Annotated in this window: 25 protein-coding genes; 9 read left to right on the top strand and 16 right to left on the bottom strand. The window is 59.2% G+C overall.

Annotated features, from left to right (window positions below):
* Positions 1–57: 57 nt before the first annotated feature.
* The 5 genes from purB to GBC55_RS20105 all read right to left on the bottom strand — a co-directional run bounded on the left by purB (position 58) and on the right by GBC55_RS20105 (position 6,254).
* Positions 58–1,428 (bottom strand): adenylosuccinate lyase, encoded by a 1,371-nt coding sequence (purB, locus tag GBC55_RS20125; protein ID WP_162438555.1) that lies wholly within the window; start codon positions 1,426–1,428, stop codon positions 58–60.
* A 126-nt stretch (positions 1,429–1,554) separates the two neighbouring features.
* The gene (hflD, locus tag GBC55_RS20120) at positions 1,555–2,178 is read right to left on the bottom strand and encodes a high frequency lysogenization protein HflD (protein ID WP_162438554.1); all 624 of its coding nucleotides are present in this window, start codon (positions 2,176–2,178) and stop codon (positions 1,555–1,557) included.
* Entirely contained in the window at positions 2,175–3,308 is a 1,134-nt protein-coding gene (mnmA, locus tag GBC55_RS20115; RefSeq protein ID WP_162438553.1) for a tRNA 2-thiouridine(34) synthase MnmA, read from the bottom strand. The genes hflD and mnmA overlap by 4 nt, the downstream gene beginning before the upstream one ends.
* 59 nt (positions 3,309–3,367) lie before the next feature.
* Positions 3,368–3,814 (bottom strand): NUDIX hydrolase, encoded by a 447-nt coding sequence (locus tag GBC55_RS20110; RefSeq protein ID WP_162438552.1) that lies wholly within the window; start codon positions 3,812–3,814, stop codon positions 3,368–3,370.
* A gap of 214 nt (positions 3,815–4,028) precedes the next feature.
* Positions 4,029–6,254, bottom strand: coding sequence for an NADP-dependent isocitrate dehydrogenase (locus GBC55_RS20105; RefSeq protein WP_162438551.1), 2,226 nt, complete (start codon positions 6,252–6,254; stop codon positions 4,029–4,031).
* Between the two features lie 494 nt (positions 6,255–6,748).
* Between GBC55_RS20105 and icd the strand changes: the two genes are divergently transcribed.
* Positions 6,749–8,005, top strand: coding sequence for an NADP-dependent isocitrate dehydrogenase (gene icd, locus GBC55_RS20100; protein WP_162438550.1), 1,257 nt, complete (start codon positions 6,749–6,751; stop codon positions 8,003–8,005).
* Positions 8,006–8,098: 93 nt separating this feature from the next.
* Here icd and cspD read toward each other — a convergent pair whose 3' ends face one another.
* Positions 8,099–8,365: a cold shock domain-containing protein CspD gene (gene cspD, locus GBC55_RS20095; RefSeq protein WP_162438549.1), complete on the bottom strand. Its 267-nt coding sequence runs from the start codon at positions 8,363–8,365 to the stop codon at positions 8,099–8,101.
* A 225-nt stretch (positions 8,366–8,590) separates the two neighbouring features.
* On the opposite strand from cspD, the gene clpS reads away from it, so the two are divergent.
* On the top strand, positions 8,591–8,971 hold the full coding sequence (clpS, locus tag GBC55_RS20090; RefSeq protein ID WP_162438548.1) for an ATP-dependent Clp protease adapter ClpS: 381 nt from the start codon (positions 8,591–8,593) through the stop codon (positions 8,969–8,971).
* 30 nt (positions 8,972–9,001) lie between these two features.
* Positions 9,002–11,272, top strand: coding sequence for an ATP-dependent Clp protease ATP-binding subunit ClpA (clpA, locus tag GBC55_RS20085; protein ID WP_007946437.1), 2,271 nt, complete (start codon positions 9,002–9,004; stop codon positions 11,270–11,272).
* Positions 11,273–11,506: 234 nt separating this feature from the next.
* On the opposite strand, the gene infA is transcribed toward clpA, so the two are convergent.
* The 4 genes from infA to trxB form a co-directional block, all read right to left on the bottom strand.
* Positions 11,507–11,725 carry a translation initiation factor IF-1 gene (gene infA / locus GBC55_RS20080; RefSeq protein ID WP_002553999.1) on the bottom strand — a complete coding sequence of 73 codons (219 nt, stop codon included), beginning with the start codon at positions 11,723–11,725 and terminating at the stop codon, positions 11,507–11,509.
* A 111-nt stretch (positions 11,726–11,836) separates the two neighbouring features.
* On the bottom strand, positions 11,837–12,544 hold the full coding sequence (locus tag GBC55_RS20075; protein WP_162438547.1) for an arginyltransferase: 708 nt from the start codon (positions 12,542–12,544) through the stop codon (positions 11,837–11,839).
* A 74-nt stretch (positions 12,545–12,618) separates the two neighbouring features.
* Entirely contained in the window at positions 12,619–13,299 is a 681-nt protein-coding gene (gene aat / locus GBC55_RS20070; protein ID WP_162438546.1) for a leucyl/phenylalanyl-tRNA--protein transferase, read from the bottom strand.
* A 64-nt stretch (positions 13,300–13,363) separates the two neighbouring features.
* Positions 13,364–14,323, bottom strand: a complete 960-nt coding sequence (gene trxB, locus GBC55_RS20065; protein ID WP_162438545.1) for a thioredoxin-disulfide reductase — start codon at positions 14,321–14,323, stop codon at positions 13,364–13,366.
* 306 nt (positions 14,324–14,629) lie between these two features.
* Between trxB and GBC55_RS20060 the strand changes: the two genes are divergently transcribed.
* From GBC55_RS20060 to cysG, 6 genes are all read left to right on the top strand, one after another.
* Positions 14,630–17,041, top strand: a complete 2,412-nt coding sequence (locus tag GBC55_RS20060; protein ID WP_162438544.1) for a DNA translocase FtsK — start codon at positions 14,630–14,632, stop codon at positions 17,039–17,041.
* 67 nt (positions 17,042–17,108) lie between these two features.
* On the top strand, positions 17,109–17,732 hold the full coding sequence (gene lolA, locus GBC55_RS20055) for an outer membrane lipoprotein chaperone LolA (protein ID WP_162438543.1): 624 nt from the start codon (positions 17,109–17,111) through the stop codon (positions 17,730–17,732).
* 192 nt (positions 17,733–17,924) lie between these two features.
* On the top strand, positions 17,925–19,247 hold the full coding sequence (locus GBC55_RS20050; protein WP_162438542.1) for a replication-associated recombination protein A: 1,323 nt from the start codon (positions 17,925–17,927) through the stop codon (positions 19,245–19,247).
* The gene (gene crcB / locus GBC55_RS20045; RefSeq protein ID WP_162438541.1) at positions 19,247–19,621 is read left to right on the top strand and encodes a fluoride efflux transporter CrcB; all 375 of its coding nucleotides are present in this window, start codon (positions 19,247–19,249) and stop codon (positions 19,619–19,621) included. The genes GBC55_RS20050 and crcB overlap by 1 nt, the downstream gene beginning before the upstream one ends.
* A gap of 15 nt (positions 19,622–19,636) precedes the next feature.
* Positions 19,637–20,917, top strand: coding sequence for a serine--tRNA ligase (gene serS / locus GBC55_RS20040; protein WP_162438540.1), 1,281 nt, complete (start codon positions 19,637–19,639; stop codon positions 20,915–20,917).
* Entirely contained in the window at positions 20,918–22,312 is a 1,395-nt protein-coding gene (gene cysG, locus GBC55_RS20035; RefSeq protein WP_162438539.1) for a siroheme synthase CysG, read from the top strand.
* A 135-nt stretch (positions 22,313–22,447) separates the two neighbouring features.
* Here the strand turns inward: cysG and GBC55_RS20030 are convergent, their stop codons facing one another.
* The 6 genes from GBC55_RS20030 to tusD all read right to left on the bottom strand — a co-directional run bounded on the left by GBC55_RS20030 (position 22,448) and on the right by tusD (position 25,913).
* Positions 22,448–23,449 (bottom strand): glutathione S-transferase family protein, encoded by a 1,002-nt coding sequence (locus GBC55_RS20030; protein WP_162438538.1) that lies wholly within the window; start codon positions 23,447–23,449, stop codon positions 22,448–22,450.
* A 90-nt stretch (positions 23,450–23,539) separates the two neighbouring features.
* On the bottom strand, positions 23,540–24,541 hold the full coding sequence (locus tag GBC55_RS20025) for a glycosyl transferase family protein (RefSeq protein WP_162438537.1): 1,002 nt from the start codon (positions 24,539–24,541) through the stop codon (positions 23,540–23,542).
* Complete coding sequence (locus tag GBC55_RS20020) at positions 24,538–24,873, bottom strand: TusE/DsrC/DsvC family sulfur relay protein (protein WP_162438536.1); 336 nt, start codon at positions 24,871–24,873, stop codon at positions 24,538–24,540. The genes GBC55_RS20025 and GBC55_RS20020 overlap by 4 nt, the downstream gene beginning before the upstream one ends.
* Positions 24,870–25,163, bottom strand: coding sequence for a sulfurtransferase complex subunit TusB (gene tusB / locus GBC55_RS20015; RefSeq protein ID WP_162438535.1), 294 nt, complete (start codon positions 25,161–25,163; stop codon positions 24,870–24,872). Before tusB ends, GBC55_RS20020 begins: the two co-directional genes overlap by 4 nt.
* Positions 25,163–25,519: a sulfurtransferase complex subunit TusC gene (tusC, locus tag GBC55_RS20010; protein WP_162438534.1), complete on the bottom strand. Its 357-nt coding sequence runs from the start codon at positions 25,517–25,519 to the stop codon at positions 25,163–25,165. Before tusC ends, tusB begins: the two co-directional genes overlap by 1 nt.
* Before the next feature lies 1 nt (position 25,520).
* A complete protein-coding gene (tusD, locus tag GBC55_RS20005; protein WP_162438569.1) occupies positions 25,521–25,913 on the bottom strand; it encodes a sulfurtransferase complex subunit TusD in 393 nt (130 codons plus the stop codon).
* Positions 25,914–26,049: the final 136 nt, after the last annotated feature.

Here is a 26,049-nt window from a genome sequence, read left to right as displayed (position 1 = left end):
AGACGGGAATAAAAACGCCCGGCGCTGCCGGGCGTCTCAAACGGGTACAGCGGTCGATCAGATGCGTTTGGCTTGGTCTACAGCGTTGCCGATGTAGTTCGCCGGGGTGAGCAGTTTCAGCTCGGCCTTGGCGGCGGCAGGCATGTCCAGGCCATCGATGAAAGTTTGCAGTGCTTCAGGGCTGATGCCCTTGCCACGGGTCAATTCTTTCAGCTTTTCGTACGGGTTTTCGATGTTGTAGCGACGCATTACGGTCTGGATCGGCTCGGCCAGCACTTCCCAGCAGGCATCGAGGTCGGCAGCAATCTTCTGCGCGTTGAGCTCGAGTTTGCTGATGCCTTTGAGGCTGGCTTCGTAGGCGATCACGCTGTGGGCGAAGCCGACACCGAGGTTGCGCAGCACGGTGGAGTCGGTCAGATCGCGCTGCCAGCGGGAAATCGGCAGTTTGCTCGCCAGGTGCTGGAACAGTGCGTTGGCGATACCCAGGTTGCCTTCGGAGTTTTCGAAGTCGATCGGGTTGACCTTGTGCGGCATGGTCGACGAACCGATTTCGCCAGCGATGGTGCGCTGTTTGAAATACCCGAGGGAGATGTAGCCCCAGATGTCGCGGTCGAAATCGATCAGGATGGTGTTGAAGCGGGCGATCGCGTCGAACAGCTCGGCAATGTAGTCGTGCGGCTCGATCTGGGTGGTGTACGGGTTGAAGCCCAGGCCCAGCTCGTCTTCGATGAAGGCGCGAGCATTTTCTTCCCAGTCGATTTCAGGGTAAGCCGACAGGTGAGCGTTGTAGTTGCCCACTGCGCCGTTGATCTTGCCCAGCAGCGGAACGGCAGCGACCTGAGCGATTTGACGCTCCAGACGGTAAACCACGTTCGCCAACTCTTTACCCAGTGTGGTCGGCGAGGCAGGTTGACCGTGGGTGCGCGACAGCATCGGTACGTCAGCGAAGCGGATGGCCAGTTCGCGGATCGCTTCGGCGGTCTGGCGCATCAGTGGCAGCATTACATCATCACGGCCTTCGCGCAGCATCAGGGCGTGGGACAGGTTGTTGATGTCCTCGCTGGTGCAGGCAAAGTGGATGAATTCGCTGACAGCGGCGAGCTCAGGCAGCTTGGCAGCTTGCTCTTTGAGCAAGTACTCGATGGCTTTAACGTCGTGGTTGGTGGTGCGTTCGATCTCTTTGACGCGCTCGGCGTGCTCGAGCGCGAAGTTTTCCGCCAGGGTGTTCAGTACAGCGTTGGCTTCGGCGGAAAACGCCGGCACTTCGCTGATGGCAGGGTGAGCGGCCAGGCGCTGGAGCCAGCGCACTTCCACCAGAACGCGAGCACGGATCAGGCCGTATTCGCTGAAAATTGGGCGCAGGGCCTGGGTTTTGCCGGCGTAGCGGCCGTCAACAGGGGAAACCGCAGTGAGCGAAGAAAGCTGCATGGGGTGTTCTCGGACAGTCGGGCAACGAAATGGGGCGCGTATCATACATGAAAAAATCCGCCGGTCCGTTGCCAACTGACCGGCGTATTACGCGTTACAGACCAAAAGCGATGTTGCGGGCGCGGTTCAGCTGCTGCGCATCAGCGGGTAAAGCTCTTTAAGCAATTTGCGACGACTGATCACCAGCTGCCAGCGATGGCCGCCCAACTGCCGCCACAGCCGCGCAGAACGAATGCCGGCCAGCAACAGGGCGCGGATCTTCGAAGCGTTGCTCGGTTGCTGCAGGTTGCGCATGTCGCCATGCACCTGGATCCGCTGGCGCAGAGTGCTCAGGGTGTCCTGGTAGAGCGCGCCACAGGCGGCGATGACATTTTCGTGCGCCGGGCCGAAGTGCTCGACCTGGGACTGGATCTGCGGCAATCGCTTGCCAATCGCTTCGAGCATGTCTTCGCGCTTGGCCAGCTGACGCTCGAGGCCGAGCATCGCCAGGGCGTAACGCAGTGGCTCGCGTTGCAGAGTGCTCGGATCGCGTTCCAGCGCGCCGATCAATGCGCGGTAGCCCTCACGCAGATTGAGGTCGTCGCCGCCGTACACTTCCAGCGTGTCCTTCGGGTCGCGAATCAACAGGCTGCCGAGCATGCAGGTCAGGCCTGCTTCGCTGGTTTGCCCCGTCTTGGCGATCTTGTCGACCAATACGGCGGCGAGAAACACGCCGCCCAACGCCGTCAGTTGTTCCTGGGTCGGGTTCATTGAGCCTGGCCTTTGCTCGTCCACGGCTCGGCCACTTCGATCACACCGCCGCCGAGGCAGATTTCACCGTCGTAGAACACCACGGACTGGCCTGGGGTGACCGCGCGTTGCGGGTCATCGAAGGTCGCACGGTAACCGGTTTCGGTCTTTTCCAGGGTGCAGGGCTGGTCGCTCTGGCGATAACGGACCTTGGCGGTCAGTTTGCGCGGCCCGGACAGGTCGATCGGGTTGACCCAATAAATGTCCGAAGCGAGCAGGGCGCGGGAGAACAGGTACGGATGGTCATTGCCCTGTCCAACGATCAGCTCGTTGTTTTCCAGGTCCTTGATCAGCACGTACCACGGCTCGTCACTGGCGTCTTTCAAGCCGCCGATGCCCAGGCCCTGACGCTGGCCGATGGTGTGGTACATCAGGCCATGGTGGCGACCGATGACTTCACCTTCGGTGGTCTTGATCTCGCCCGGCTGGGCGGGCAGGTATTGCTTGAGGAAATCACTGAAGCGGCGTTCGCCGATAAAGCAGATCCCGGTGGAATCCTTTTTCTTCGCGGTAGCCAGATCATGTTTCTCGGCAATCGCGCGCACTTCGGGTTTTTCCAGCTCGCCGACCGGGAACAGGGTCTTGGCGATCTGTTCACCGCCCACGGCGTGCAGGAAGTAGCTCTGGTCCTTGTTAGGGTCCAGGCCCTTGAGCAGCTCGGTGCGGCCGTCAACGTCACGTCGGCGCACATAGTGACCGGTGGCGATCAGGTCGGCGCCCAGCATCATGGCGTAGTCGAGGAACGCCTTGAACTTGATTTCGCGGTTGCAGAGGATGTCCGGGTTCGGGGTGCGACCGGCCTTGTATTCGGCCAGGAAGTGCTCGAACACGTTGTCCCAGTACTCGGCGGCGAAGTTGGCGGTGTGCAGCTTGATGCCAATCTTGTCGCACACGGCCTGGGCGTCCGCCAGGTCGTCCATGGCGGTGCAGTATTCCGTTCCATCGTCTTCTTCCCAGTTCTTCATGAACAGGCCTTCCACCTCATAACCCTGCTCGATCAACAGAAGGGCGGAAACGGAAGAGTCCACGCCGCCGGACATGCCGACAATGACGCGCTTCTTTTGTGTATCAGAAGGGGCTGGATCACGCATAGGGATTCAATGAGTGTCTTGAAAAAGGACGCGATTCTAGCAGGCTCAAGGCCACAAGGCTAAAGAGAAGGGCGGATCAATTCGAGGCCGAAGTGCTGGCCGTCCAGATAATCATCGATGCAACGGATGATCAGCTCGCTGCGCCAGTTTTCGCGCTGCGCCAGTAATTCGTCCCGCGTCAGCCACTTGGCGCCGACGATGCCGTCGTCCAGTTGATAATCGGGGTGGTGTTTAAGCGGTTTTGCAGTGAAGCAAACCCGTTGGTAGGTCACGCCGTTGCTGGGTGCGGTATAGAGGTAAATTCCGACCACGCCGGTGGCTTCGACGTCCCAGCCGGTTTCTTCCAGCGTCTCGCGTACCGCGGCTTCCGTCAGGGTTTCATTAGGGTCGAGGTGGCCGGCGGGCTGGTTGAGCACATTGCGCCCGTGCTTGTGCTCTTCGACCATCAGGAAGCGGCCGTTGTCTTCGACGATGGTGGCGACGGTGATGTGGGGTTTCCAGTCCATAAAGCTTCCTCAATTGTTGATAGGCAATGCGAACCTTGTGGGAGCTGGCTTGCCAGCGATAACGGAAGGTCAGTCAGCATTGTTGGTGCATGATAAACCGCCATCGCTGGCAAGCCAGCTCCCACAGGGTTTTGGGTTTTTCAGATCAATATGTGAAAACCAATAAACAAAAACCCCGGCACTGGGCCGGGGCTTTTTTTGCTTCCTTACAACCTTACACCAGTGCAGCGATCGCGGTGTTGAAGGTATTGCTTGGACGCATGGCCTTGCTGATCAAGTCGGCATTGGCGTGGTAGTAACCGCCGATGTCCACTGGCTTGCCTTGAACGGCGTTGAGTTCGGCAACGATGGTTGCTTCGTTCTCGGTCAAGGTTTTGGCCAGCTCGCCAAACTGCGCTTGCAGTGCAGCGTCTTCAGTCTGGGCCGCCAGGGCTTGAGCCCAGTACAGCGCCAGGTAGAAGTGGCTGCCGCGGTTGTCGATGTTGCCGACTTTGCGCGATGGCGACTTGTTGTTGTCCAGGAACTGGCCAGTGGCCTGATCCAGGGTCTTGGCCAGAACCAGCGCCTTAGGGTTGTTGTACGTCACACCCAAGTGCTCAAGGGAAGCGGCCAGGGCCAGGAACTCGCCCAGGGAATCCCAGCGCAGGAAGTTCTCTTCCAGCAGCTGCTGAACGTGCTTCGGAGCCGAACCGCCAGCGCCGGTTTCGAACAGGCCGCCACCGTTCATCAGCGGCACGATCGACAGCATCTTGGCGCTGGTGCCCAGTTCCATGATCGGGAACAGGTCAGTCAGGTAGTCGCGCAGTACGTTGCCGGTCACCGAGATGGTGTCGAGGCCGGAGCGGGTGCGCTGCAGGGTGAACTTCATCGCGTCGACTGGCGCCATGATCTGGATGTCCAGGCCGGTGGTGTCGTGATCCTTCAGGTAAGCCTGAACTTTCTCGATCACGACGCCATCGTGGGCGCGCATCGGGTCTAGCCAGAAAATGGCTGGAGTGGCGCTGGCGCGAGCACGGTTGACGGCCAGTTTGACCCAGTCCTGGATCGGCGCGTCTTTGGTCTGGCACATGCGGAAAGTGTCGCCGGCTTCAACCGACTGCTCCAGCAAGGTACGGCCAGCGCTGTCGGAAACCCGAACCACGCCGTTCGACTTGATCTGGAAAGTCTTGTCGTGCGAGCCGTACTCTTCGGCTTTCTTCGCCATCAGACCGACGTTAGGCACGCTACCCATGGTGGTCGGATCAAAGGCGCCGTTGGCCTTGCAGTCTTCGATCACCGCCTGGTAGATCGTGGCGTAGCAACGATCCGGGATCACGGCCTTGGTGTCGTGCAGCTGACCATCGGTGCCCCACATCTTGCCGGAGTCACGGATCATCGCTGGCATCGAGGCGTCGACAATGACGTCGCTCGGCACGTGCAGGTTGGTGATGCCTTTGTCGGAGTTGACCATGGCCAGCGACGGACGAACGGCGTAGACCGCCTGGATGTCCGCTTCGATCTGCGCTTGCTGCTCAGCCGGCAGGGCTTTGATGCGAGCGTACAGATCGCCGATGCCGTTGTTCAGGTTGAAGCCGATCTGTGCCAGCACGTCAGCGTGCTTGGCCAGTGCGTCTTTATAAAACTCGGCAACGATCTGGCCGAACATGATCGGGTCGGAGACCTTCATCATGGTGGCTTTCAGGTGAACCGACAGCAGCACGCCTTTGGCTTTGGCGTCTTCGATCTCGGCAGCAATGAAGCTGCGCAGAGCGTTTTTGCTCATGACCGCGCAATCGAGGATCTCACCGGCTTGCACGGTGGTTTTTTCTTTCAGGACGGTGGTGGTGCCGTCTTGAGCGATCAATTCGATTTTGACGGCGTCAGCGGCGTCGATCAGGGCAGCTTTTTCGCTGCCGTAGAAATCACCGGTGCTCATGTGCGCGACGTGGGACTTGGAGTCTGCAGCCCAGGCGCCCATTTTGTGCGGGTGCTTGCGAGCGTAGTTCTTGACCGAGAGCGGTGCACGACGATCGGAGTTGCCTTCGCGCAGTACCGGGTTTACGGCGCTGCCCTTGATCTTGTCGTAGCGCGACTTGGCGAGCTTGTCGGCGTCGGTGGTCACGGTTTCCGGGTAGTCCGGCAGTGCGAAGCCCTGGGCTTGCAGCTCTTTGATCGCTGCTTGCAGTTGCGGAACCGAAGCACTGATGTTCGGCAACTTGATGATGTTGGCTTCAGGCGTAACGGCCAGGTCGCCCAGTTCGGCGAGGTGGTCGGCTACGGCTTTGTCACCCAATTGCTCGGGGAAGCTGGCCAGGATGCGCCCTGCAAGAGAGATATCGCGGGTTTCAACGGCGATATCAGCCGAGGCAGTGAACGCCTCTACGATAGGCAACAGTGAATAGGTGGCGAGGGCTGGAGCTTCGTCGGTGAAGGTATAGATGATCTTCGAGCGGGTGGGCATATTCGGATTAACTCTCTCTTCTTTGCTAAAGCGTGCGCAGAAACTCGAAGGGCGCCGGGTAAGCGCGTTCGTTCAAAGTCATCCATGAGCCGAATGTCGAGTTTTGTGCGCGGTGATGTTGGGTGCATCAGTCGAGCGGCAAGCGGGTGGACTGCGGTAACAGTCCTGCTTTTTCAGGTCCAAAGTCTCGTGCTAGAGAGGTCGGCCGTCGTGACTCTGTGGTCAGCGGGCGGCATTATACATAGGTAGCTGGCAATCTGCCGATGGTTCATACGTAACGAACATCGTCCATTGGTCTAAAGGTCGCAGGGGAGTGTGGGGCGTAGAGTCTTGCACCGTGCTTGAGTTTGGCGCTTTTCCCTTTGCTTTCAGGCTTGTACGTTGCGAACTGCGCAGCTTTGCGGCAGATGGTTGGAACATAGGGTTTGCGCGCCGATTTAACTGGGGTACGCTCGAACGAAGCCAGATGTTCAATCCAAACAATGGAGTTCAGCATGGGATACAAGAAGATTCAGGTTCCAGCAGTCGGCGACAAAATCACCGTCAACGCGGACCATTCTCTCAATGTTCCTAACAACCCGATCATCCCCTTCATCGAAGGCGATGGTATCGGCGTTGATATCAGCCCGGTCATGATCAAGGTTGTCGATGCTGCTGTTAAGAAGGCTTACGGCGGCGATCGCAAAATTTCCTGGATGGAAGTCTACGCCGGGGAGAAAGCGACTCAGGTTTACGACCAGGACACCTGGCTACCTCAGGAAACCCTGGACGCGGTGAAGGATTACGTGGTTTCCATCAAGGGCCCTCTGACCACGCCGGTCGGTGGCGGCATCCGTTCGTTGAACGTGGCCCTGCGTCAGCAACTCGATCTTTATGTGTGCCTGCGCCCGGTGCGCTGGTTTGAAGGCGTCCCTAGCCCGGTCAAGAAACCAGGCGACGTCGACATGACGATCTTCCGCGAGAACTCGGAAGACATCTACGCCGGTATCGAGTGGAAAGCCGGCTCGCCGGAAGCGACCAAGGTCATCAAATTCCTCAAAGAAGAAATGGGTGTTACCAAGATCCGTTTCGACGAGAACTGCGGTATCGGCATCAAGCCGGTGTCCCTGCAGGGTACCAAGCGTCTGGCGCGCAAAGCATTGCAGTATGTGGTCGATAACGATCGCGACTCGCTGACCATCGTGCACAAAGGCAACATCATGAAGTTCACCGAAGGTGCCTTCAAGGAGTGGGCCTACGAAGTGGCGGCTGAAGAGTTCGGTGCGACACTGCTCGACGGCGGTCCGTGGATGCAGTTCAAGAACCCGAAAACCGGCAAGAACGTCATCGTCAAGGACGCCATCGCCGATGCCATGCTGCAGCAGATCCTGCTGCGCCCGGCCGAATACGACGTGATCGCAACCCTCAACCTGAACGGTGACTACCTGTCTGACGCCCTGGCGGCTGAAGTGGGCGGTATCGGTATCGCGCCAGGTGCGAACCTGTCCGACACCATCGCGATGTTCGAAGCGACCCACGGTACTGCGCCGAAATACGCCGGCAAGGACCAGGTGAACCCGGGTTCGCTGATCCTGTCCGCAGAGATGATGCTGCGCCATATGGGCTGGACCGAAGCGGCCGATCTGATCATCAAGGGCACCAACGGCGCAATCTCCGCCAAAACCGTGACCTATGACTTCGAACGTTTGATGGAAGGCGCCAAGTTGCTGTCGTCCTCTGCGTTCGGTGATGCGCTGATTTCGCATATGTAACATTTGCACGAAACGAAAAACCGCCCGGCTTGAGTGATTGAGCCGGGCGGTTTTTATTCCAGTTGGGGATCGGTCTGGAGGGAGGATACGAAACTAAGCTGTAACGGTTTGTTGCTCAGCAGGTGAGGCAACTTCCTCCACAGCCTGAGGCGCGCCGATGTTCACGGCATGCAGCCCTTTGGGTCCCTGGATGATCTCGAAGACGACAGCCTGACCCGCCTTCAGGGTTTTATAGCCGTCCATCTGGATGGCCGAGTAATGAGCAAAAAGGTCTTCGCTTTTGCCATCTTCATTGATGAAACCGTAGCCCTTGGCGTTGTTGAACCATTTCACCTTGCCGCTGACCTTCACACCTGACATACCCAACTCCCTCTGCAACAGACTCCATCACTGGAGTATCATCCAGTTCATCCGCAGTCGAATCTCATAAATAAGATTGACTCCGCGGACCTTTTTTACCCACTGTGGGCTCTATTGGTTGTAACACCGTTTTGCCGATAGTCAAGGTGACCAGGCAGTCGGAGTTGAAATCGTCCATGACCGCCCCCACCACTGTATTCGCACAACTGACGAACCTTTCTTTCCATGCATGCAATCAGCCAGATTCGACTAACATTCAATCAGGATCGCCCGGTTCTCCATCAAGACCCGGGGACACACGACGACGATTCTGCAGGCATTGCTGTTCAGGAGGCTAAGCCTGCTTTACAGGCACCACCGATGTACAAGGTGGTTTTGTTCAACGATGACTACACACCGATGGATTTCGTCGTCGAAGTGCTCGAGGTGTTTTTTAACCTGAATCGGGAGCTGGCGACCAAGGTCATGCTGGCCGTCCATACAGAAGGACGGGCAGTATGTGGAGTGTTTACCCGCGACATCGCCGAGACCAAGGCCATGCAGGTCAACCAGTACGCCAGGGAAAGCCAGCATCCGCTACTCTGTGAAATCGAGAAGGACGGTTAATCGCCGACCACTTGGGTATGAGGTGAAGCTATGTTAAACCGCGAGCTCGAAGTCACCCTCAATCTTGCCTTCAAGGAAGCCCGTTCGAAGCGTCATGAGTTCATGACCGTCGAACACCTCCTGCTGGCCCTATTGGACAATGAGGCTGCCGCCACCGTTTTGCGTGCCTGCGGCGCAAACCTCGACAAACTCAAGCATGATCTGCAGGAGTTCATCGACTCCACCACGCCGTTGATCCCCGTCCATGACGAGGACCGCGAGACCCAGCCTACATTGGGCTTCCAGCGTGTTCTGCAGCGTGCTGTCTTTCACGTACAGAGCTCGGGCAAACGCGAAGTGACCGGCGCCAATGTGCTGGTTGCGATCTTCAGTGAGCAAGAGAGTCAGGCAGTGTTCCTGCTGAAACAGCAGAGCGTTGCGCGCATCGATGTCGTCAATTACATCGCTCACGGCATCTCCAAGGTGCCCGGGCATGGCGATCACTCTGAAGGTGAGCAAGATATGCAGGATGACGAGGGCGGTGAGTCTTCATCTTCAGGCAATCCTCTGGATGCTTATGCCAGCAATCTCAACGAACTCGCGCGCCAGGGTCGAATCGACCCGTTGGTAGGCCGTGAGCTGGAAGTCGAGCGTGTCGCGCAGATTCTGGCGCGTCGCCGCAAAAACAATCCGTTGCTGGTGGGCGAGGCGGGCGTGGGTAAAACCGCGATTGCCGAAGGCCTGGCCAAACGCATTGTCGACAACCAGGTGCCTGACCTGTTGGCCAATAGCGTGGTGTATTCCCTTGACCTGGGCGCCTTGCTGGCCGGTACCAAATACCGTGGCGACTTCGAGAAGCGTTTCAAGGCGCTGCTCAATGAGCTGAAAAAACGTCCGCAAGCCATCCTGTTCATCGACGAGATCCACACCATCATTGGTGCGGGCGCCGCGTCCGGTGGTGTCATGGATGCCTCGAACCTGCTCAAGCCATTGCTGTCTTCGGGCGATATCCGTTGCATCGGTTCGACCACTTTCCAGGAATTCCGTGGGATCTTCGAGAAGGACCGTGCTCTGGCTCGGCGCTTCCAGAAAGTCGACGTGTCGGAGCCTTCGGTGGAAGACACCATCGGTATCCTGCGCGGCCTGAAAGGTCGTTTCGAAGCGCACCACAACATCGAATACAGCGATGAGGCCTTGCGTGCCGCTGCAGAACTGGCGTCGCGCTACATCAACGACCGGCACATGCCGGACAAGGCCATCGACGTCATCGACGAAGCGGGTGCCTATCAGCGTCTGCAGCCGATCGAGAAGCGCGTGAAACGTATCGAGGTGCCTCAGGTCGAGGATATCGTTGCGAAAATCGCGCGTATACCGCCAAAACATGTCACCAGCTCCGACAAAGAGCTGCTGCGCAACCTTGAGCGTGACCTGAAACTAACGGTGTTCGGTCAGGATGCTGCCATCGACTCTCTGTCGACGGCGATCAAACTGTCCCGCGCCGGCCTCAAGTCCCCTGACAAGCCTGTCGGTTCCTTCCTGTTCGCAGGGCCGACCGGTGTCGGTAAAACCGAAGCGGCGCGTCAGCTGGCGAAGGCATTGGGTATCGAACTGGTTCGCTTCGACATGTCCGAGTATATGGAGCGCCACACCGTATCGCGTCTGATCGGTGCGCCTCCTGGCTATGTCGGGTTCGATCAGGGCGGTCTGCTGACCGAAGCCATCACCAAGCAGCCTCACTGCGTGCTGTTGCTCGATGAGATCGAGAAGGCGCATCCGGAAGTCTTCAACCTGCTGTTGCAGGTCATGGACCACGGTACGCTCACTGATAACAACGGGCGTAAGGCGGATTTCCGTAACGTGATCGTCATTATGACGACCAACGCCGGTGCCGAAACTGCAGCACGTGCTTCGATCGGTTTCACCCATCAGGACCATTCGTCCGATGCGATGGAAGTGATCAAGAAGAGCTTCACGCCAGAATTCCGTAACCGTCTGGACACCATTATCCAGTTTGGTCGCCTCAGCCATGAGGTCATCAAAAGCGTGGTGGACAAGTTCCTTACGGAGCTTCAGGCGCAGCTGGAAGACAAGCGTGTGCAGCTGGAAGTGACGGACGCGGCGCGTAGCTGGCTGGCAGCAGGTGGCTACGATTCGGCGATGGGTGCCCGGCCAATGGCGCGTTTGATTCAAGACAAGATCAAGCGTCCACTGGCGGAAGAAATTCTCTTTGGCGAACTGGCCGACCATGGCGGTGTGGTACACATCGACCTCAAGGATGGCGAGCTGACCTTCGAGTTCGAAACCACGGCAGAAATGGCCTGACGTTAATCGCAACAAAGCAAAAGGCGCTGAAAGGCGCCTTTTTGCTGTCTATCGCCTCACCGCGATCCCCTGTAGGAGCGAGCCTGCTCGCGATGGCGGTGTGTCAGTGACGTTAATATTGGCTGATATGACGCTATCGCGAGCAGGCTCACTCCTACATCGGGGGGCGTTGCCAATCAAATTCTGCGCACACAAAAACGCCCGGCATAAACCGGGCGTCTTGTATTGACTTGATTAGCGAGCGCGGTAAGTGATGCGCCCTTTGCTCAAGTCATAGGGCGTCAGCTCGACGCGCACTTTGTCACCGGTAAGAATACGGATGTAGTTCTTGCGCATCTTGCCGGAGATATGCGCGGTTACGACGTGCCCATTTTCCAACTCCACACGAAACATGGTGTTGGGCAGGGTGTCGACGACAGTGCCTTCCATTTCGAAGCTGTCTTCTTTCGACATGCAGTAAAGCCCTCGGTGTCCAATGAATGGCCCGGTGCAACTGCGCCAGGCAAAAGCGGCGTGCATTGTGCCCGAAAAATGGGGTTTAAGCCAAGGGGTTTAGGGATTGCTCTAGTTCAGGATGACCCAGCGCTGGTTAATCAGCAGTTCGATAGGGCGATATTGAGTCTTGTAGCTCATCTTTTTGCAGTTTTTGATCCAGTAACCCAGGTACACCGCTTCCAGCCCCAGGCGCTGGGCCTCGGCGATTTGCCAGAGGATCGCGTAACGCCCCAGGCTGCGGCGTTCTTCGGCAGGCTCGTAAAAGGTATAAACCGCCGAAAGCCCGTTAGGCAGCAGGTCCGTTACGGCGACGGCCAGCAGCCGGCCTTCTTGCCTGAATTCATAAAACCGGGAAAACGGCAGGTCGCGTACCAGGAACGTGGAAAACTGATCACGGCTCGGCGGGTACATGTCCCCGTCGGCGTGACGCTGCTCGATATAGCGCTGATAGAGATCGAAGTATTCTTCGGTGAACTTGGGTTTGGCGGGGCGTACCTGCACATCGAGGTTACGTTTGAAAATGCGCTTCTGCTGGCGGTTGGGTAAAAAATTGGCAACAGGAATGCGCGCTGGAACGCACGCATTGCAATTTTGGCAATGGGGCCGATAGAGGTGGTCGCCACTACGCCGAAAACCCATTTCGGACAGATCTGCGTAGACATGCACGTCCATGGGCTGGCTAGGATCGAGGAACAGGGTGGTGGCCTGCTCTTCGGGCAGATAACTGCAAGAGTGGGGCTGAGTGGCATAAAACTTCAAGCGCGCCAACTCGGTCATGATCAACCCTCGATAATCTTTTGAATAAGTGTAAGCGCTTTTGAATAAGTGTAAGCCACGCGCGTCAAAGTCGCTCAGCAAACCCATGTGGCGCGGTTGGGTTGGTCCAGGTGCTGCGTCAGATAGCCGGCAAATTCGCGGCGGGGAATGGCTCGCGCACCAAGGCTGTGCAGATGGTCGGTCGGCATCTGGCAATCGATCAGTACAAAACCTGAGTCTTTCAGGTGTTGGACCAGTGTGGCAAAGCCAAATTTCGACGCGTTGTCGGCGCGGCTGAACATCGACTCGCCGAAAAACAGTTGCCCCATTGCCAATCCATAGAGGCCGCCAACCAGCTCGCCCTGGTCCCAGACTTCGACCGAATGCGCGTAACCACGCCGGTGCAGTTCGAGGTAGGCGTTTTGCATCGCTTCGGTGATCCAGGTGCCGTCCGCGTAATCCCGCGGCGCAGCACAGGCGCGGATGACCGCTTCGAAATCCTGATCAAACGTCACCTGATAGCGCTGTTGGCGCAGCAACTTGTTCAGGCTGCGCGAGATGTGCAGTTCGTCGGGAAACAGGACTGTGCGAGGGTCCGGCGACCACCAGAGAATCGGCTGGCCTTCGGAGAACCAGGGAAAGCACCCATGACGGTAAGCCTGGATCAAACGATCGGCGGACAGATCGCCGCCCGCGGCCAGGAGACCGTTGGGATCGCGCATGGCTTTGTCCAGCGGCGGGAAGGTCAGGGTGTTGCGTTGTAACCAAGTCAGCATGGCATCCGGGCTTGCAGAAGGGGAGGGCGGGGGCGGGTTGTCAGGCCCGTCGTGAAGTTTGCCGTCAAACGGCGGGAATGTCGTCGAGGAATTTTTCGGCGTCCAGCGCGGCCATGCAACCGGCGCCGGCAGACGTCACTGCCTGGCGGTAGACATGGTCGGCGACATCGCCCGCTGCAAACACACCGGGAATTTGCGTGGCGGTGGCGTCGCCGTCGCTGCCACTTTTAACCTGCAGGTAGCCGTCGCGCATGCTCAGCTGGCCTTCGAACAGGTCGGTATTGGGTTTGTGCCCGATGGCGATGAATACGCCGGTCACCGGCAGATCACTGGTTTCCCCGGTGAGACTGTCCCGCAGGCGGGCGCCTGTGACGCCGCTGGCGTCGCCCAGTATCTCGTCCAGATGCTGGTTCCAGTGCAGGCGGATATTGCCATTGGCGGCTTTCTCGAACAGTTTGTCCTGGAGGATTTTCTCCGAGCGCAGTTTGTCGCGACGGTGGATCAGGTGCACTTCCTTGGCGATGTTCGACAGGTACAACGCTTCTTCAACCGCCGTATTCCCACCGCCCACTACCGCGACCAGCTGATTGCGATAGAAGAACCCGTCGCAGGTGGCGCACGCCGAAACGCCTCTGCCGGCAAACGCCTCTTCCGAGGGTAACCCCAGGTACTGCGCCGATGCGCCCGTGGCGATAATCAGCGCGTCACAGGTATAGGTCCCGCCATCGCCGATCAGCTCGAACGGGCGTTGTTGCAACTTGGCGGTATGGATGTGGTCGTAAACGATCTCTGTGTCAAAGCGTTCGGCGTGTTTTTGCATGCGCTCCATCAGCACCGGGCCCGTAAGGCCTTCGACGTCGCCGGGCCAGTTATCGACTTCCACGGTGGTGGTGAGCTGGCCTCCTGCCTGTATGCCGGTGATGACAACGGGTTTGAGGTTGGCGCGGGCGGCATACACAGCGGCGCTGTAACCGGCCGGGCCGGAACCCAGAATGATCAGGCGGGAATGCTTCGCTTCGCTCATAAATACACCTCATAAGCCTTTGTCACAAAAGAGAATGCATGCTCAAATTGAACGATAGGGTATGTGTCGATTGCCAGGTTGCTTCCAAGGGTTGCGAGCATGGCATCAGACGAACAAACCCGTACAATGCCTGCTTGTAACAGTGCATGTTTTAAAAAAGCAGTGCATCCCGTGTTTATCAAAACGCGGGTGCAGTGTTAAAAGTAGTCCCAGTTGCGCCTGTTCACTTTTTTACCTGCCTGGATTGGGCAGTTTTTATAGTCATTCAACAGATGGACGCGCCATTGGCGCAGGAAAAGTAGCGTTTTGAAGAAATCCACCGCAGCACCTAAAACAGTCGTCGTTCCGCTCTGGCGGCAGCAATTGCACTACCGACTCAAGGAAGGTGCATTGATCGCCATCGGTGCCTTGTGCCTGTTCCTGATGATGGCCTTGCTGACGTATGGCAAGGACGATCCGGGCTGGAGCCACAACAGCAAGATCGATGATGTGCAGAATTTCGGCGGCCCCGCCGGTTCCTACAGCGCCGATATCCTGTTCATGGTGCTGGGATACTTCGCCTACATCTTCCCGTTGTTGCTGGCAGTCAAGGCCTGGCAGATTTTCCGTCAGCGTCACGAGCCATGGCAGTGGAGCGGCTGGCTGTTTTCCTGGCGGCTGATCGGCCTGGTGTTCCTGGTGCTGTCGGGCGCTGCTTTGGCTCACATCCATTTCCATGCCGCAACCGGTCTTCCCGCCGGTGCCGGGGGCGCGCTGGGCGAGAGCCTGGGCGATCTGGCCCGCAATGCGCTGAACATCCAGGGCAGCACGTTGCTGTTCATCGCGCTGTTCCTGTTCGGCCTGACGGTATTCACCGACCTGTCTTGGTTCAAGGTGATGGACGTCACCGGCAAGATTACCCTCGACCTTTTCGAACTGTTCCAGGGCGCCGCCAATCGCTGGTGGGCCGCTCGCGTCGAACGCAAGCAACTGGTCGCTCAACTGCGTGAAGTCGACGACCGCGTCCACGACGTGGTCGCGCCAACCGTGACCGACAAGCGTGAACAGGCCAAGGTCAAGGAACGCCTGATCGAACGTGAGCAGGCCCTGAGCAAGCACATGTCCGACCGCGAGAAGCAGGTGCCGCCGGTGATTGCCCCCGCGCCACCGAAACCTGCCGCCCCAAGCAAGCGCGTGGAAAAAGAGAAACAGGCGCCGTTGTTCGTCGACAGCGCCGTGGAAGGCACGTTGCCGCCGATCTCGATTCTCGACCCTGCAGAAAAGAAACAGCTCAATTATTCGCCCGAATCCCTGGCCGCGGTTGGCCACTTGCTGGAAATCAAGCTCAAGGAATTCGGCGTTGAAGTCTCGGTGGATTCGATTCACCCGGGCCCGGTGATTACCCGTTACGAAATCCAGCCTGCAGCCGGCGTCAAAGTCAGCCGCATTTCCAACCTGGCGAAAGACCTGGCGCGTTCGCTGGCAGTGACCAGCGTGCGTGTGGTGGAAGTGATTCCGGGCAAAACCACGGTTGGTATCGAAATCCCTAACGAGGACCGCCAGATCGTGCGCTTCTCCGAAGTGCTATCGACCCCCGAGTACGACAACTTCAAGTCGCCTGTCACGTTGGCGCTGGGTCACGATATCGGCGGCAAGCCGGTCATCACCGACCTGGCGAAAATGCCGCACTTGCTGGTGGCCGGTACGACCGGTTCCGGTAAATCGGTGGGTGTGAACGCGATGATCCTGTCGATCCTGTTCAAGTCTGGCCCGGAAGACGCCAAGCTGATCATGATCGACCCGAAAATGCTTGAGCTGTCGATCTACGAAGGCATTCCGCATTTGCTGTGCCCGGTCGTGACCGACATGAAGGACGCGGCCAACGCCCTGCGCTGGAGCGTGGCGGAGATGGAGCGCCGCTACAAACTGATGGCGAAGATGGGCGTGCGTAACCTTTCGGGCTTCAACGCCAAGGTCAAGGAAGCACAGGATGCCGGCGAACCGTTGACCGATCCGCTGTACAAACGCGAAAGCATTCACGATGAAGCGCCGCTGCTGACCAAGCTGCCGACCATCGTGGTGGTGGTCGACGAATTCGCCGACATGATGATGATCGTCGGCAAGAAAGTCGAAGAACTGATCGCCCGTATCGCCCAGAAAGCGCGGGCCGCGGGTATTCACTTGATCCTTGCGACCCAGCGTCCGTCGGTTGACGTGATCACCGGCCTGATCAAGGCAAACATTCCTACCCGTATGGCGTTCCAGGTGTCGAGCAAGATCGACTCGCGGACCATTATCGACCAGGGTGGCGCCGAGCAATTGCTGGGCCACGGTGACATGCTCTACATGCCGCCGGGCACCAGTCTGCCGATCCGTGTTCATGGTGCGTTCGTTTCCGATGACGAGGTTCACCGGGTGGTCGAAGCGTGGAAACTGCGCGGCGCGCCGGAATACAACGATGACATTCTCGCGGGTGTCGAAGAGGCCGGCAGTGGCTTTGAAAATGGCGGCAGTGGTGGCGGTGATGATGATGCCGAAACCGATGCGCTCTACGACGAAGCCGTGCAGTTCGTCCTGGAAAGCCGCCGTGCTTCCATTTCCGCAGTACAGCGCAAGCTGAAGATCGGCTACAACCGCGCCGCACGCATGATCGAAGCCATGGAAATGGCTGGCGTCGTGACGTCCATGAACACCAACGGTTCCCGCGAAGTCCTGGCGCCAGGCCCGGTTCGCGACTGATCAGCTATTGAAAAGGGCGGCGTTATCAGACGTCGCCCGCACTCCCACGAATGTTATGAGGACTCCCATGCGTCTTATCCGCATGCTGTTGCTGCCGGTACTGGCTTTGACCACGCTCTCGGCCCACGCCGATGACAAGGACGTGGCACGTCTGACCCAACTGCTGGAAAAATCCCAGACCCTGAGCGCCCGTTTTTCCCAGCTGACCCTCGATGGCAGCGGCACACAGTTGCAGGAAACCGCCGGTCAGATGTCCTTGCAGCGCCCCGGCCTGTTCTACTGGCACACCGATGCGCCGCAGGAACAACTGATGGTGTCCGATGGCAAGAAGGTATCCCTGTGGGACCCGGACCTGGAACAGGTCACGATCAAGAACCTCGACCAGCGTCTGACCCAGACGCCGGCGCTTTTGTTGTCCGGTGATGTTTCCAAGATCAGCCAGAGCTTCGACATCAGCGCCAAGGAAGCCGGCGGCGTGATCGACTTCACCTTGAAGCCGAAAACCAAGGACACGCTGTTCGACAGCCTGCGCCTGTCGTTCCGCAATGGCCTGGTCAATGACATGCAACTGATCGACAGTGTCGGCCAGCGCACCAATATCCTGTTCACCGGCGTGAAGGCCAACGAGCCGATCCCGGCGTCCAAGTTCAAGTTCGACATCCCTAAAGGGGCGGACGTGATCCAGGAGTAAAACGCAAAACCTGTAGGAGTGAGCCTGTGTGGCGAGGGAGCTTGCTCCCGCTGGACTGCGCAGCAGTCCCCTCCTATTCAGACAGAAAGAGGGGACGCTACGCGACCCAGCGGGAGCAAGCTCCCTCGCCACAGGATCTACGGCATTTTTGATTGATTGGCATCCGAGATAAGAGGTTATAGAAAAGCAGTGATGGACCTGTTTCGCAGCGCCCCGATCGCTCAACCATTGGCCGCCCGCCTGCGCGCCGCCAATCTGGATGAGTATGTCGGTCAGGAACACCTGCTGGCGCGTGGCAAGCCTTTGCGCGAAGCGCTGGAGCAGGGAGCCCTGCACTCGATGATTTTCTGGGGACCTCCGGGCGTGGGCAAAACCACCCTTGCACGGCTGCTGGCGGAAGTGTCGGACGCGCACTTTGAAACTGTTTCAGCGGTACTCGCCGGGGTGAAGGAAATCCGTCAGGCCGTAGAAATTGCCAAGCAACAGGCCGGGCAATACGGCAAGCGCACCATCCTGTTCGTCGATGAGGTGCATCGCTTCAACAAGTCCCAGCAGGATGCTTTTCTGCCCTATGTCGAAGACGGCACGCTGATCTTCATCGGCGCCACCACCGAAAACCCCTCGTTTGAACTCAATAACGCCTTGCTCTCCCGGGCCCGCGTGTATGTGCTCAAAAGCCTCGACGAAGCGGCGCTGCGCAAACTGGTGCATCGCGCGCTGACCGAAGAGCGCGGTCTGGGCAAGCGTCAGCTGACTCTCAGCGACGAAGGCTTCCAGATGCTGCTGTCGGCCGCCGATGGCGACGGTCGGCGTCTGCTCAACCTGTTGGAAAACGCCTCGGACCTGGCTGAAGACAACAGCGAAATCGGCACGGATTTGTTGCAGAGCCTGCTGGGCGATACCCGCCGGCGGTTCGACAAGGGTGGCGAAGCGTTCTACGACCAGATTTCTGCGCTGCATAAATCCGTACGCGGCTCCAACCCCGATGGCGCGCTGTACTGGTTCGCGCGAATGATCGATGGCGGTTGCGATCCGTTGTACCTGGCCCGGCGCGTCGTGCGCATGGCCAGTGAAGACATCGGCAACGCCGATCCGCGCGCCCTGAGCCTGTGCCTGGCGGCATGGGAGGTGCAAGAACGGCTCGGCAGCCCCGAAGGCGAACTCGCCGTGGCCCAGGCCATTACCTATCTGGCGTGCGCACCCAAAAGCAATGCGGTGTACATGGGCTTTAAAGCGGCCCTGCGCAGCGCCACCGAACACGGCTCCCTCGAAGTGCCGCTGCACCTGCGCAACGCGCCGACCAAGCTGATGAAGCAACTGGGTTACGGCGACGAATACCGTTATGCCCATGACGAGCCGGACGCCTACGCCGCCGGCGAAGATTACTTCCCGGAAGAACTCGCGCCCCAGCCGTTCTACCAGCCGGTGCCGCGAGGTCTGGAATTGAAGATCGGCGAGAAGCTCAATCACCTCGCGCAGCTGGACCGTCTCAGCCCTCGGCAGCGGAGAAAATAATGCTTCCTCTGATCGTTGCAGTTTCAGTCGGCGGGATCGCTGGCACCTTGTTGCGCTTCGGCACCGGTAATTGGGTCAACGCTAATTGGCCGCGGCACTTCTATACCGCGACGCTGGCCGTTAATATCATCGGCTGTTTGCTGATCGGCGTTCTATACGGTCTGTTTTTGATACGCCCGGAGGTGCCCATCGAGGTGCGCGCCGGGTTGATGGTCGGCTTCCTCGGGGGGCTGACGACTTTTTCATCCTTTTCACTGGATACGGTGCGCCTGCTGGAAAGCGGGCAAGTGCTTCTGGCCCTGGGCTATGCTGCCATCAGCGTATTCGGCGGGCTGCTCGCCACGTGGGCTGGCCTGTCCTTGACCAAACTTTGATAACGAGAGACCGACATGCTCGATTCCAAACTGTTACGTAGCAACCTTCAGGACGTAGCGGACCGCCTGGCATCCCGTGGCTTTGCCCTGGATGTTGCGCGCATCGAAGCGCTGGAAGAACAGCGCAAGACCGTTCAGACCCGCACCGAAGCACTGCAGGCTGACCGTAATGCGCGCTCCAAATCCATCGGCCAGGCCAAGCAGCGCGGTGAAGACATCGCGCCGCTGATGGCTGATGTCGAGCGCATGGCGAATGAGTTGAGCGCCGGTAAAGTGGAGCTGGACGCGATCCAGACCGAACTGGACTCGATCCTGCTCGGCATCCCGAACCTGCCCCACGAATCCGTGCCCGTCGGCAAGGATGAAGACGACAACGTCGAAGTACGCCGTTGGGGCACCCCGACCGCGTTCGATTTCCCGGTTCAGGACCACGTGGCCCTCGGCGAGAAGTTCGGCTGGCTGGACTTCGAAACCGCCGCCAAACTGTCGGGCGCCCGTTTCGCCCTGCTGCGCGGCCCGATCGCTCGTCTGCACCGCGCTCTCGCGCAGTTCATGATCAACCTGCACACCACCGAACACGGTTACGAAGAGGCTTACACGCCTTACCTGGTCCAGGCGCCGGCGTTGCAAGGCACCGGTCAGCTGCCGAAGTTCGAAGAAGACCTGTTCAAGATCGCTCGCGAAGGTGAAGCGGATCTGTACCTGATTCCGACGGCCGAAGTCTCGCTGACCAACATTGTTGCCGGCGAAATCGTTGATTCGAAATTGCTGCCGATCAAGTTCGTCGCGCACACGCCGTGCTTCCGCAGTGAAGCCGGTGCATCCGGTCGTGATACCCGCGGGATGATTCGTCAGCACCAGTTCGACAAGGTCGAAATGGTCCAGATCGTTGAGCCGTCGACGTCGATGGAAGCGCTGGAAGGCCTGACCGCCAACGCCGAGAAAGTCCTGCAACTGCTCGAGCTGCCTTATCGCACCCTGGCGCTGTGCACCGGCGACATGGGTTTCAGTGCGGTCAAGACGTACGACCTGGAAGTGTGGATCCCGAGCCAGGACAAGTACCGCGAGATTTCGTCGTGCTCCAACTGCGGCGACTTCCAGGCCCGTCGTATGCAAGCGCGTTTCCGCAACCCGGAAACCGGCAAGCCTGAACTGGTTCACACCCTGAACGGTTCCGGCCTGGCGGTCGGTCGTACCCTGGTTGCCGTGCTGGAGAACTACCAGCAGGCCGACGGTTCGATCCGTGTGCCGGACGTGCTGAAGCCGTACATGGGTGGCCTGGAGGTCATCGGCTAAATGGACTATCTGCCGCTGTTTCACAACCTTCGCGGCAGTCGTGTGTTGGTCGTCGGTGGGGGGGAGATTGCCTTGCGCAAATCCCGCCTGCTGGCCGAAGCCGGTGCTCTGCTGCGCGTGGTTGCACCTGAAATCGAGCCGCAATTGCGCGAACTGGTTGCCGGCAGCGGTGGCGAGTGCGTGTTGCGCGGTTATATCGAGACGGACCTGGACGGTTGCGGGCTGATCATTGCCGCCACCGATGACGAGCCGCTGAACGCGCAAGTCTCCGCCGATGCTCATCGGCGCTGTGTCCCGGTCAATGTGGTGGACGCGCCAGCCCTGTGTAGCGTGATCTTCCCGGCGATCGTCGATCGTTCCCCACTGATCATCGCCGTCTCCAGTGGCGGCGATGCGCCGGTGCTGGCGCGGTTGATTCGGGCGAAGCTGGAAACCTGGATACCTTCCACCTACGGACAACTGGCCGGCCTGGCTGCGCGCTTTCGTACTCAGGTCAAAAACCTGCTTCCGGATGTGCAGCAGCGCCGGGCGTTTTGGGAAGATGTGTTTCAGGGCCCGATTGCCGACCGGCAACTGGCCGGGCAGGGCGCTGAAGCCGAGCGCTTGCTGCTGGCGAAAATCGCTGGCGAGCCGCCAGCAAAAACCGGTGAAGTGTATTTGGTCGGTGCCGGGCCGGGTGATCCGGACCTGCTGACTTTCCGCGCCTTGCGTCTGATGCAGCAAGCCGACGTGGTGCTGTACGACCGTTTGGTCGCGCCGGCGATTCTGGATTTGTGCCGTCGCGATGCCGAGCGGGTTTACGTCGGCAAGCGTCGCGCCGATCACGCAGTGCCTCAGGATCAGATCAACCAGCAGTTGGTAGATCTGGCCAAGGCTGGCAAGCGCGTCGTGCGTTTGAAGGGCGGTGATCCGTTCATCTTCGGTCGTGGCGGTGAAGAGATCGAAGAGCTGGCGGCCCATGGCATCCCGTTCCAGGTCGTGCCGGGTATCACGGCAGCCAGCGGTTGCGCGGCGTATGCCGGTATTCCGCTGACGCACCGCGATTATGCGCAGTCAGTGCGTTTCGTCACCGGGCACCTGAAGGACGGTTCCACAGATTTGCCTTGGGCCGACCTGGTCGCGCCGGCGCAAACCCTGGTGTTCTACATGGGGCTGGTGGGCTTGCCGATCATTTGCGAGCAATTGATCAAGCATGGCCGAGCAGCCGATACGCCGGCGGCGCTGATCCAGCAGGGCACCACCGTCAATCAGCGGGTATTCACCGGCACCCTGGCGGACCTGCCTCGGCTGGTGGCGGAGCACGAAGTGCATGCGCCCACCTTGGTGATCGTCGGGGAAGTGGTGCAACTGCGCGAGAAACTGGCGTGGTTCGAAGGGGCTCAGGCGCAGGTCTGAAGACCGAGTGGACCCCATCGCGAGCAGGCTCACTCCCACATTTCGACCGTGTGAAGCCACAAATTTTGTGCTTAATACAGATCCAATGTAGGAGTGAGCCTGCTCGCGATGAGGCCATCAGATCATTTCCAGATCTCAGGCCTTGCGCCAAACCCCTTTCCCGCTCAACCGCGCCCGATCATGCGGTGCATTGAAATCCTGCGCCGGCCCCTTAGGCACAACCCCCGTCGGATTAATCGTCTTGTGGCTGCCGTAGTAGTGCTTTTTGATGTGCTCAAAGTTCACCGTCTCGGCAATTCCCGGCCACTGATAAAGCTCACGCAGCCAGTTCGACAAGTTCGGATAGTCGGCAATCCGCCGCAGGTTACATTTGAAATGCCCGTGATACACCGCATCAAAGCGAATCAACGTGGTGAACAGCCGAATGTCCGCCTCGGTCAAATATTCCCCGACCAGGTAACGATTGGCGCCCAGTAACGACTCCAATCGGTCCAGCTCGGCAAACACCTCATCGAACGCTTCTTCGTACGCCTGCTGCGACGTGGCAAAGCCTGCGCGGTACACGCCGTTGTTAACCGCGGGATAAATACGCTCGTTCAGCGCATCAATCTCGCCACGCAATGGCGCCGGGTAGAAGTCCAGGTCATTGCCGGTCAACTCATCAAATGCACTGTTGAGCATGCGGATGATCTCCGCCGATTCGTTATTCACAATGCGATTTTGTTGCTTGTCCCACAGTACAGGCACGGTCACACGCCCGGTGTAGTCAGCGGTGTCGGCGGTGTAGCGCTGATGCATGAAGTCGAAGTGCTCGAGTTTGTCGCCGGTGGAGCCGAGCGACTGGTCAAAGGTCCAGCCGTTTTCGAGCATCAACCAACTGACCACCGACACGTCGATCAAGCTGTCGAGGCCTTTGAGTTTGCGCAGGATCAACGTGCGATGCGCCCACGGACACGCAAGCGAGACGTAGAGGTGATAGCGCCCGGCGTCAGCCGCAAAGCCCCCGATGCCACTCGGGCCGGGCTGGCCGTCGGTGGTCACCCAGTGGCGACGCTGCGCCTGCTCACGCTGAAACGCGCCGTCCTTGCTGCTTTCGTACCACTGGTCCTGCCAGCGTCCTTCTACTAACAAACCCATGTCCAAGACTCCTCAATCAATAAGCGTTGGAGAGGAGTCTATGCGCATAGGTTCGAACAAAAAGCGCAAAGGTTGGGCGGTTATGATCGGTTAAATCGATCTGTCCCGAGCGTCCCAGTAGTGTTGAGCCGTTTCAAAGGCCTGCTCCCGGGTTTGACCGAGGCCGCGCAGCGCCAGGGCCATGGTCGCGATCAATGCCATTTGCGGGTAGCTGTCGACCACATCACCACGCCACACCGCTTTCAAATGCTCAGGGTCGAGCGAGGCGGGTTTGACGTGACGCTGGCTGGAAAGCTGTGGCCATTCCTCGTCCCAGCTTTCGCCGCCCGTTGTGCCGTACAAGTGGCTGTCGGCATCCGGGTTGATCTCGATCTCGCCGCCGTCGCCTTTCACCACGATAGCGGTATCGCCGAGCAAGCCGCTGGCATCGCGATGCACCGCCTGATAGCCGGGGTGGAAGATGCTTTGCAAGCCACAACGGGCGCTCAGCGGATTAAGGATTCGCGTCAATGAATGGATGGGCGAACGTAGCCCCAAGGTGTTGCGCAGGTCGATCATCCGTTGCAACTGCGGTGCCCAGTCCACCAGCGGCATGAATGCCAGCCCGCCGTTATCCAGCGCGGCGCCCACCTGTTGCCAGTTGCGGCACAGCGGGATCTGCAATTGCGCCAGTAGTTGCTCGCTGTACAACCGACCGGCCGTGTGCGCGCCGCCGCCGTGCATGAAAATCCGCAGGCCATTCTGCGCCAGGCATTTGGCCGCGAGCAGGTACCACGGCAGATGACGTTTTTTACCTGCGTAGGTCGGCCAGTCCAGATCGACCGCCATTGCCGGTGGATTCAGGCGCTGACGCAAGGCTTCGGTGAACCCGGCCATTTCCTCGGCGCTTTCTTCCTTGTGCCGCAGCAGCATCAGGAATGCGCCGAGCTGGGTTTCCTCGACCTTGTCGTCGAGCACCATGCCCATGGCTTCGCGGGCTTCCTCACGGGTCAAATCACGCGCGCCGCGCTTGCCTTTGCCAAGGATGCGCACGAACTGGGCGAACGGATGCTCGGCGGGCGTTTCGAGGGTCAGCGCTGGATAGTCGGTCATAAGCAATTCGTCGGTTTGGGCAGGCCCGCCAGTTTTGCGGCGAGTTTGGCAGGGGTGCCTTTGAACAGTCGGTTCAGGTGCAGGCTGTTGCCTTTTTCCGGGCCGAGCTTCAATGCGGTGTACTTGATCAACGGGCGCGTGGCCGGGGACAGCTGGAATTCGGCGTAAAAGCTGCGCAGCAGTTCGAGGACTTCCCAGTGATCAGGACTCAGCTCGATGCCTTCCGCCGCCGCCAGGGCACTCGCCACGTCGGCAGACCAGTCACTGAGTTCGACCAGGAAACCGTCCTTGTCCAGTTCGATGGCGCGGGCGCCGACTGTCAGCGAATTCATAGCCAGCTGTTGACCTTGTCGTAGTGGATCGACAGGTCGACGAAGGCCGGATAATCCACGCCGATTGCCCAGTCTGGAACCGAAATCGCCCGTGCCTGAGCATCTTCTGCCAGCACGAACAGTTTCAGGCCACGGGCGCTCAAGACGCCGAAGGGTGCAGTGCCTGGCTGCAAGGCGTACGCCGCATCGCCCGACAGCAGCAGCCCATCGTCGGTGCCGATAACACGTAGGCAACTGGTCAGGCGATCGTCGCCGAAAGGGGAATGAGACAACACATGCAAAGTCGACATCAGAGGGTGATCACCTGGTCGTAACGGTCAATAAGTGCGGTGATTTCAGCGGCGGACAGCATTTGGGCTTCTGCCAGTGAAAAACCCTCCAGCCCTCGCGCTGCCGAGCTGTCGCCACAGACGAACAATTGCTCGACACCGAACATCGGCAAGGCCTGCAGGTTTGCACTCAGGTCTTTCTGTTGCAGGGCCTTGGCGTCCTGTTTTGCCGCGAGCTGAAACACGCCGTCATCGAGAAACAGCAGGCCGATGGGCAGATCGAAGGCGCCGCCAGCCAGGACGATGTCCAGTGCTTCCCGCGCGTTCGGCCCGGACCAGGGGGCCTGGCGGCTGATGATCAACAAGGATTTGGGCATGTCAGGCGCCTCCAAAACAGATCAGGCGGTCGGCGTCCTGCACTGCGTCGTGCAACTGACCCAGACCGGACAATTCCCAAGGCGCGCCTGCCGATACAGCGTCGCGTTGATAACGCTTGGCCTCTTCCTCGTTCAGCACGCCACGGCGCAGGGCCGCGGCGATGCACACCACACCGTCGAGCTGATGGTCGGTGACAAAGGCGCGCCATTGCCGGGGCACATCCAGCTCATCCTGGGGGGTGACCACGCTGGCGGACGCGTTGTAGACGCCATCCTGGTAGAAAAACAGCCGGACAATCTCATGCCCCCCAGCCAACGCAGCCTGGGCGAACAGCAAGGCGCGGCGCGAGGAGGGCGCATGGGCGGCGGAAAACAGCGCAATGGCGAACTTCATGGCGGACTCGATCAGCAAAACTGCGTGCATGATAAAGCTTTATCGGTGGGGCGGCTAAGGGGCTTTGCCTGGAAGCTACTCGTCAGATACACAGGGAGCACCTGTAGGAGCTGCCGCAGGCTGCGATCTTTTGACT

It is taken from the genome of Pseudomonas sp. TNT3, assembly GCF_010095445.2.
Classification (GTDB): domain Bacteria; phylum Pseudomonadota; class Gammaproteobacteria; order Pseudomonadales; family Pseudomonadaceae; genus Aquipseudomonas.
The sequence above is the reverse complement of the archived record's forward strand: the minus strand, read 5'-3'. Positions and strand labels throughout refer to the sequence as shown.

Excerpts from the sequence above, each read along its gene's own strand:
- purB (WP_162438555.1), bottom strand. The coding sequence starts at position 1,428 with ATGCAGCTTTCTTCGCTCACTGCGGTTTCCCCTGTTGACGGCCGCTAC.
- hflD (WP_162438554.1), bottom strand. The coding sequence starts at position 2,178 with ATGAACCCGACCCAGGAACAACTGACGGCGTTGGGCGGCGTGTTTCTC.
- mnmA (WP_162438553.1), bottom strand. The coding sequence starts at position 3,308 with ATGCGTGATCCAGCCCCTTCTGATACACAAAAGAAGCGCGTCATTGTC.
- GBC55_RS20110 (WP_162438552.1), bottom strand. The coding sequence starts at position 3,814 with ATGGACTGGAAACCCCACATCACCGTCGCCACCATCGTCGAAGACAAC.
- GBC55_RS20105 (WP_162438551.1), bottom strand. The coding sequence starts at position 6,254 with ATGCCCACCCGCTCGAAGATCATCTATACCTTCACCGACGAAGCTCCA.
- icd (WP_162438550.1), top strand. The coding sequence starts at position 6,749 with ATGGGATACAAGAAGATTCAGGTTCCAGCAGTCGGCGACAAAATCACC.
- cspD (WP_162438549.1), bottom strand. The coding sequence starts at position 8,365 with ATGTCAGGTGTGAAGGTCAGCGGCAAGGTGAAATGGTTCAACAACGCC.
- clpS (WP_162438548.1), top strand. The coding sequence starts at position 8,591 with ATGCATGCAATCAGCCAGATTCGACTAACATTCAATCAGGATCGCCCG.
- clpA (WP_007946437.1), top strand. The coding sequence starts at position 9,002 with ATGTTAAACCGCGAGCTCGAAGTCACCCTCAATCTTGCCTTCAAGGAA.
- infA (WP_002553999.1), bottom strand. The coding sequence starts at position 11,725 with ATGTCGAAAGAAGACAGCTTCGAAATGGAAGGCACTGTCGTCGACACC.
- GBC55_RS20075 (WP_162438547.1), bottom strand. The coding sequence starts at position 12,544 with ATGACCGAGTTGGCGCGCTTGAAGTTTTATGCCACTCAGCCCCACTCT.
- aat (WP_162438546.1), bottom strand. The coding sequence starts at position 13,299 with ATGCTGACTTGGTTACAACGCAACACCCTGACCTTCCCGCCGCTGGAC.
- trxB (WP_162438545.1), bottom strand. The coding sequence starts at position 14,323 with ATGAGCGAAGCGAAGCATTCCCGCCTGATCATTCTGGGTTCCGGCCCG.
- lolA (WP_162438543.1), top strand. The coding sequence starts at position 17,109 with ATGCGTCTTATCCGCATGCTGTTGCTGCCGGTACTGGCTTTGACCACG.
- GBC55_RS20050 (WP_162438542.1), top strand. The coding sequence starts at position 17,925 with ATGGACCTGTTTCGCAGCGCCCCGATCGCTCAACCATTGGCCGCCCGC.
- crcB (WP_162438541.1), top strand. The coding sequence starts at position 19,247 with ATGCTTCCTCTGATCGTTGCAGTTTCAGTCGGCGGGATCGCTGGCACC.
- serS (WP_162438540.1), top strand. The coding sequence starts at position 19,637 with ATGCTCGATTCCAAACTGTTACGTAGCAACCTTCAGGACGTAGCGGAC.
- cysG (WP_162438539.1), top strand. The coding sequence starts at position 20,918 with ATGGACTATCTGCCGCTGTTTCACAACCTTCGCGGCAGTCGTGTGTTG.
- GBC55_RS20030 (WP_162438538.1), bottom strand. The coding sequence starts at position 23,449 with ATGGGTTTGTTAGTAGAAGGACGCTGGCAGGACCAGTGGTACGAAAGC.
- GBC55_RS20025 (WP_162438537.1), bottom strand. The coding sequence starts at position 24,541 with ATGACCGACTATCCAGCGCTGACCCTCGAAACGCCCGCCGAGCATCCG.
- GBC55_RS20020 (WP_162438536.1), bottom strand. The coding sequence starts at position 24,873 with ATGAATTCGCTGACAGTCGGCGCCCGCGCCATCGAACTGGACAAGGAC.
- tusB (WP_162438535.1), bottom strand. The coding sequence starts at position 25,163 with ATGTCGACTTTGCATGTGTTGTCTCATTCCCCTTTCGGCGACGATCGC.
- tusC (WP_162438534.1), bottom strand. The coding sequence starts at position 25,519 with ATGCCCAAATCCTTGTTGATCATCAGCCGCCAGGCCCCCTGGTCCGGG.
- tusD (WP_162438569.1), bottom strand. The coding sequence starts at position 25,913 with ATGAAGTTCGCCATTGCGCTGTTTTCCGCCGCCCATGCGCCCTCCTCG.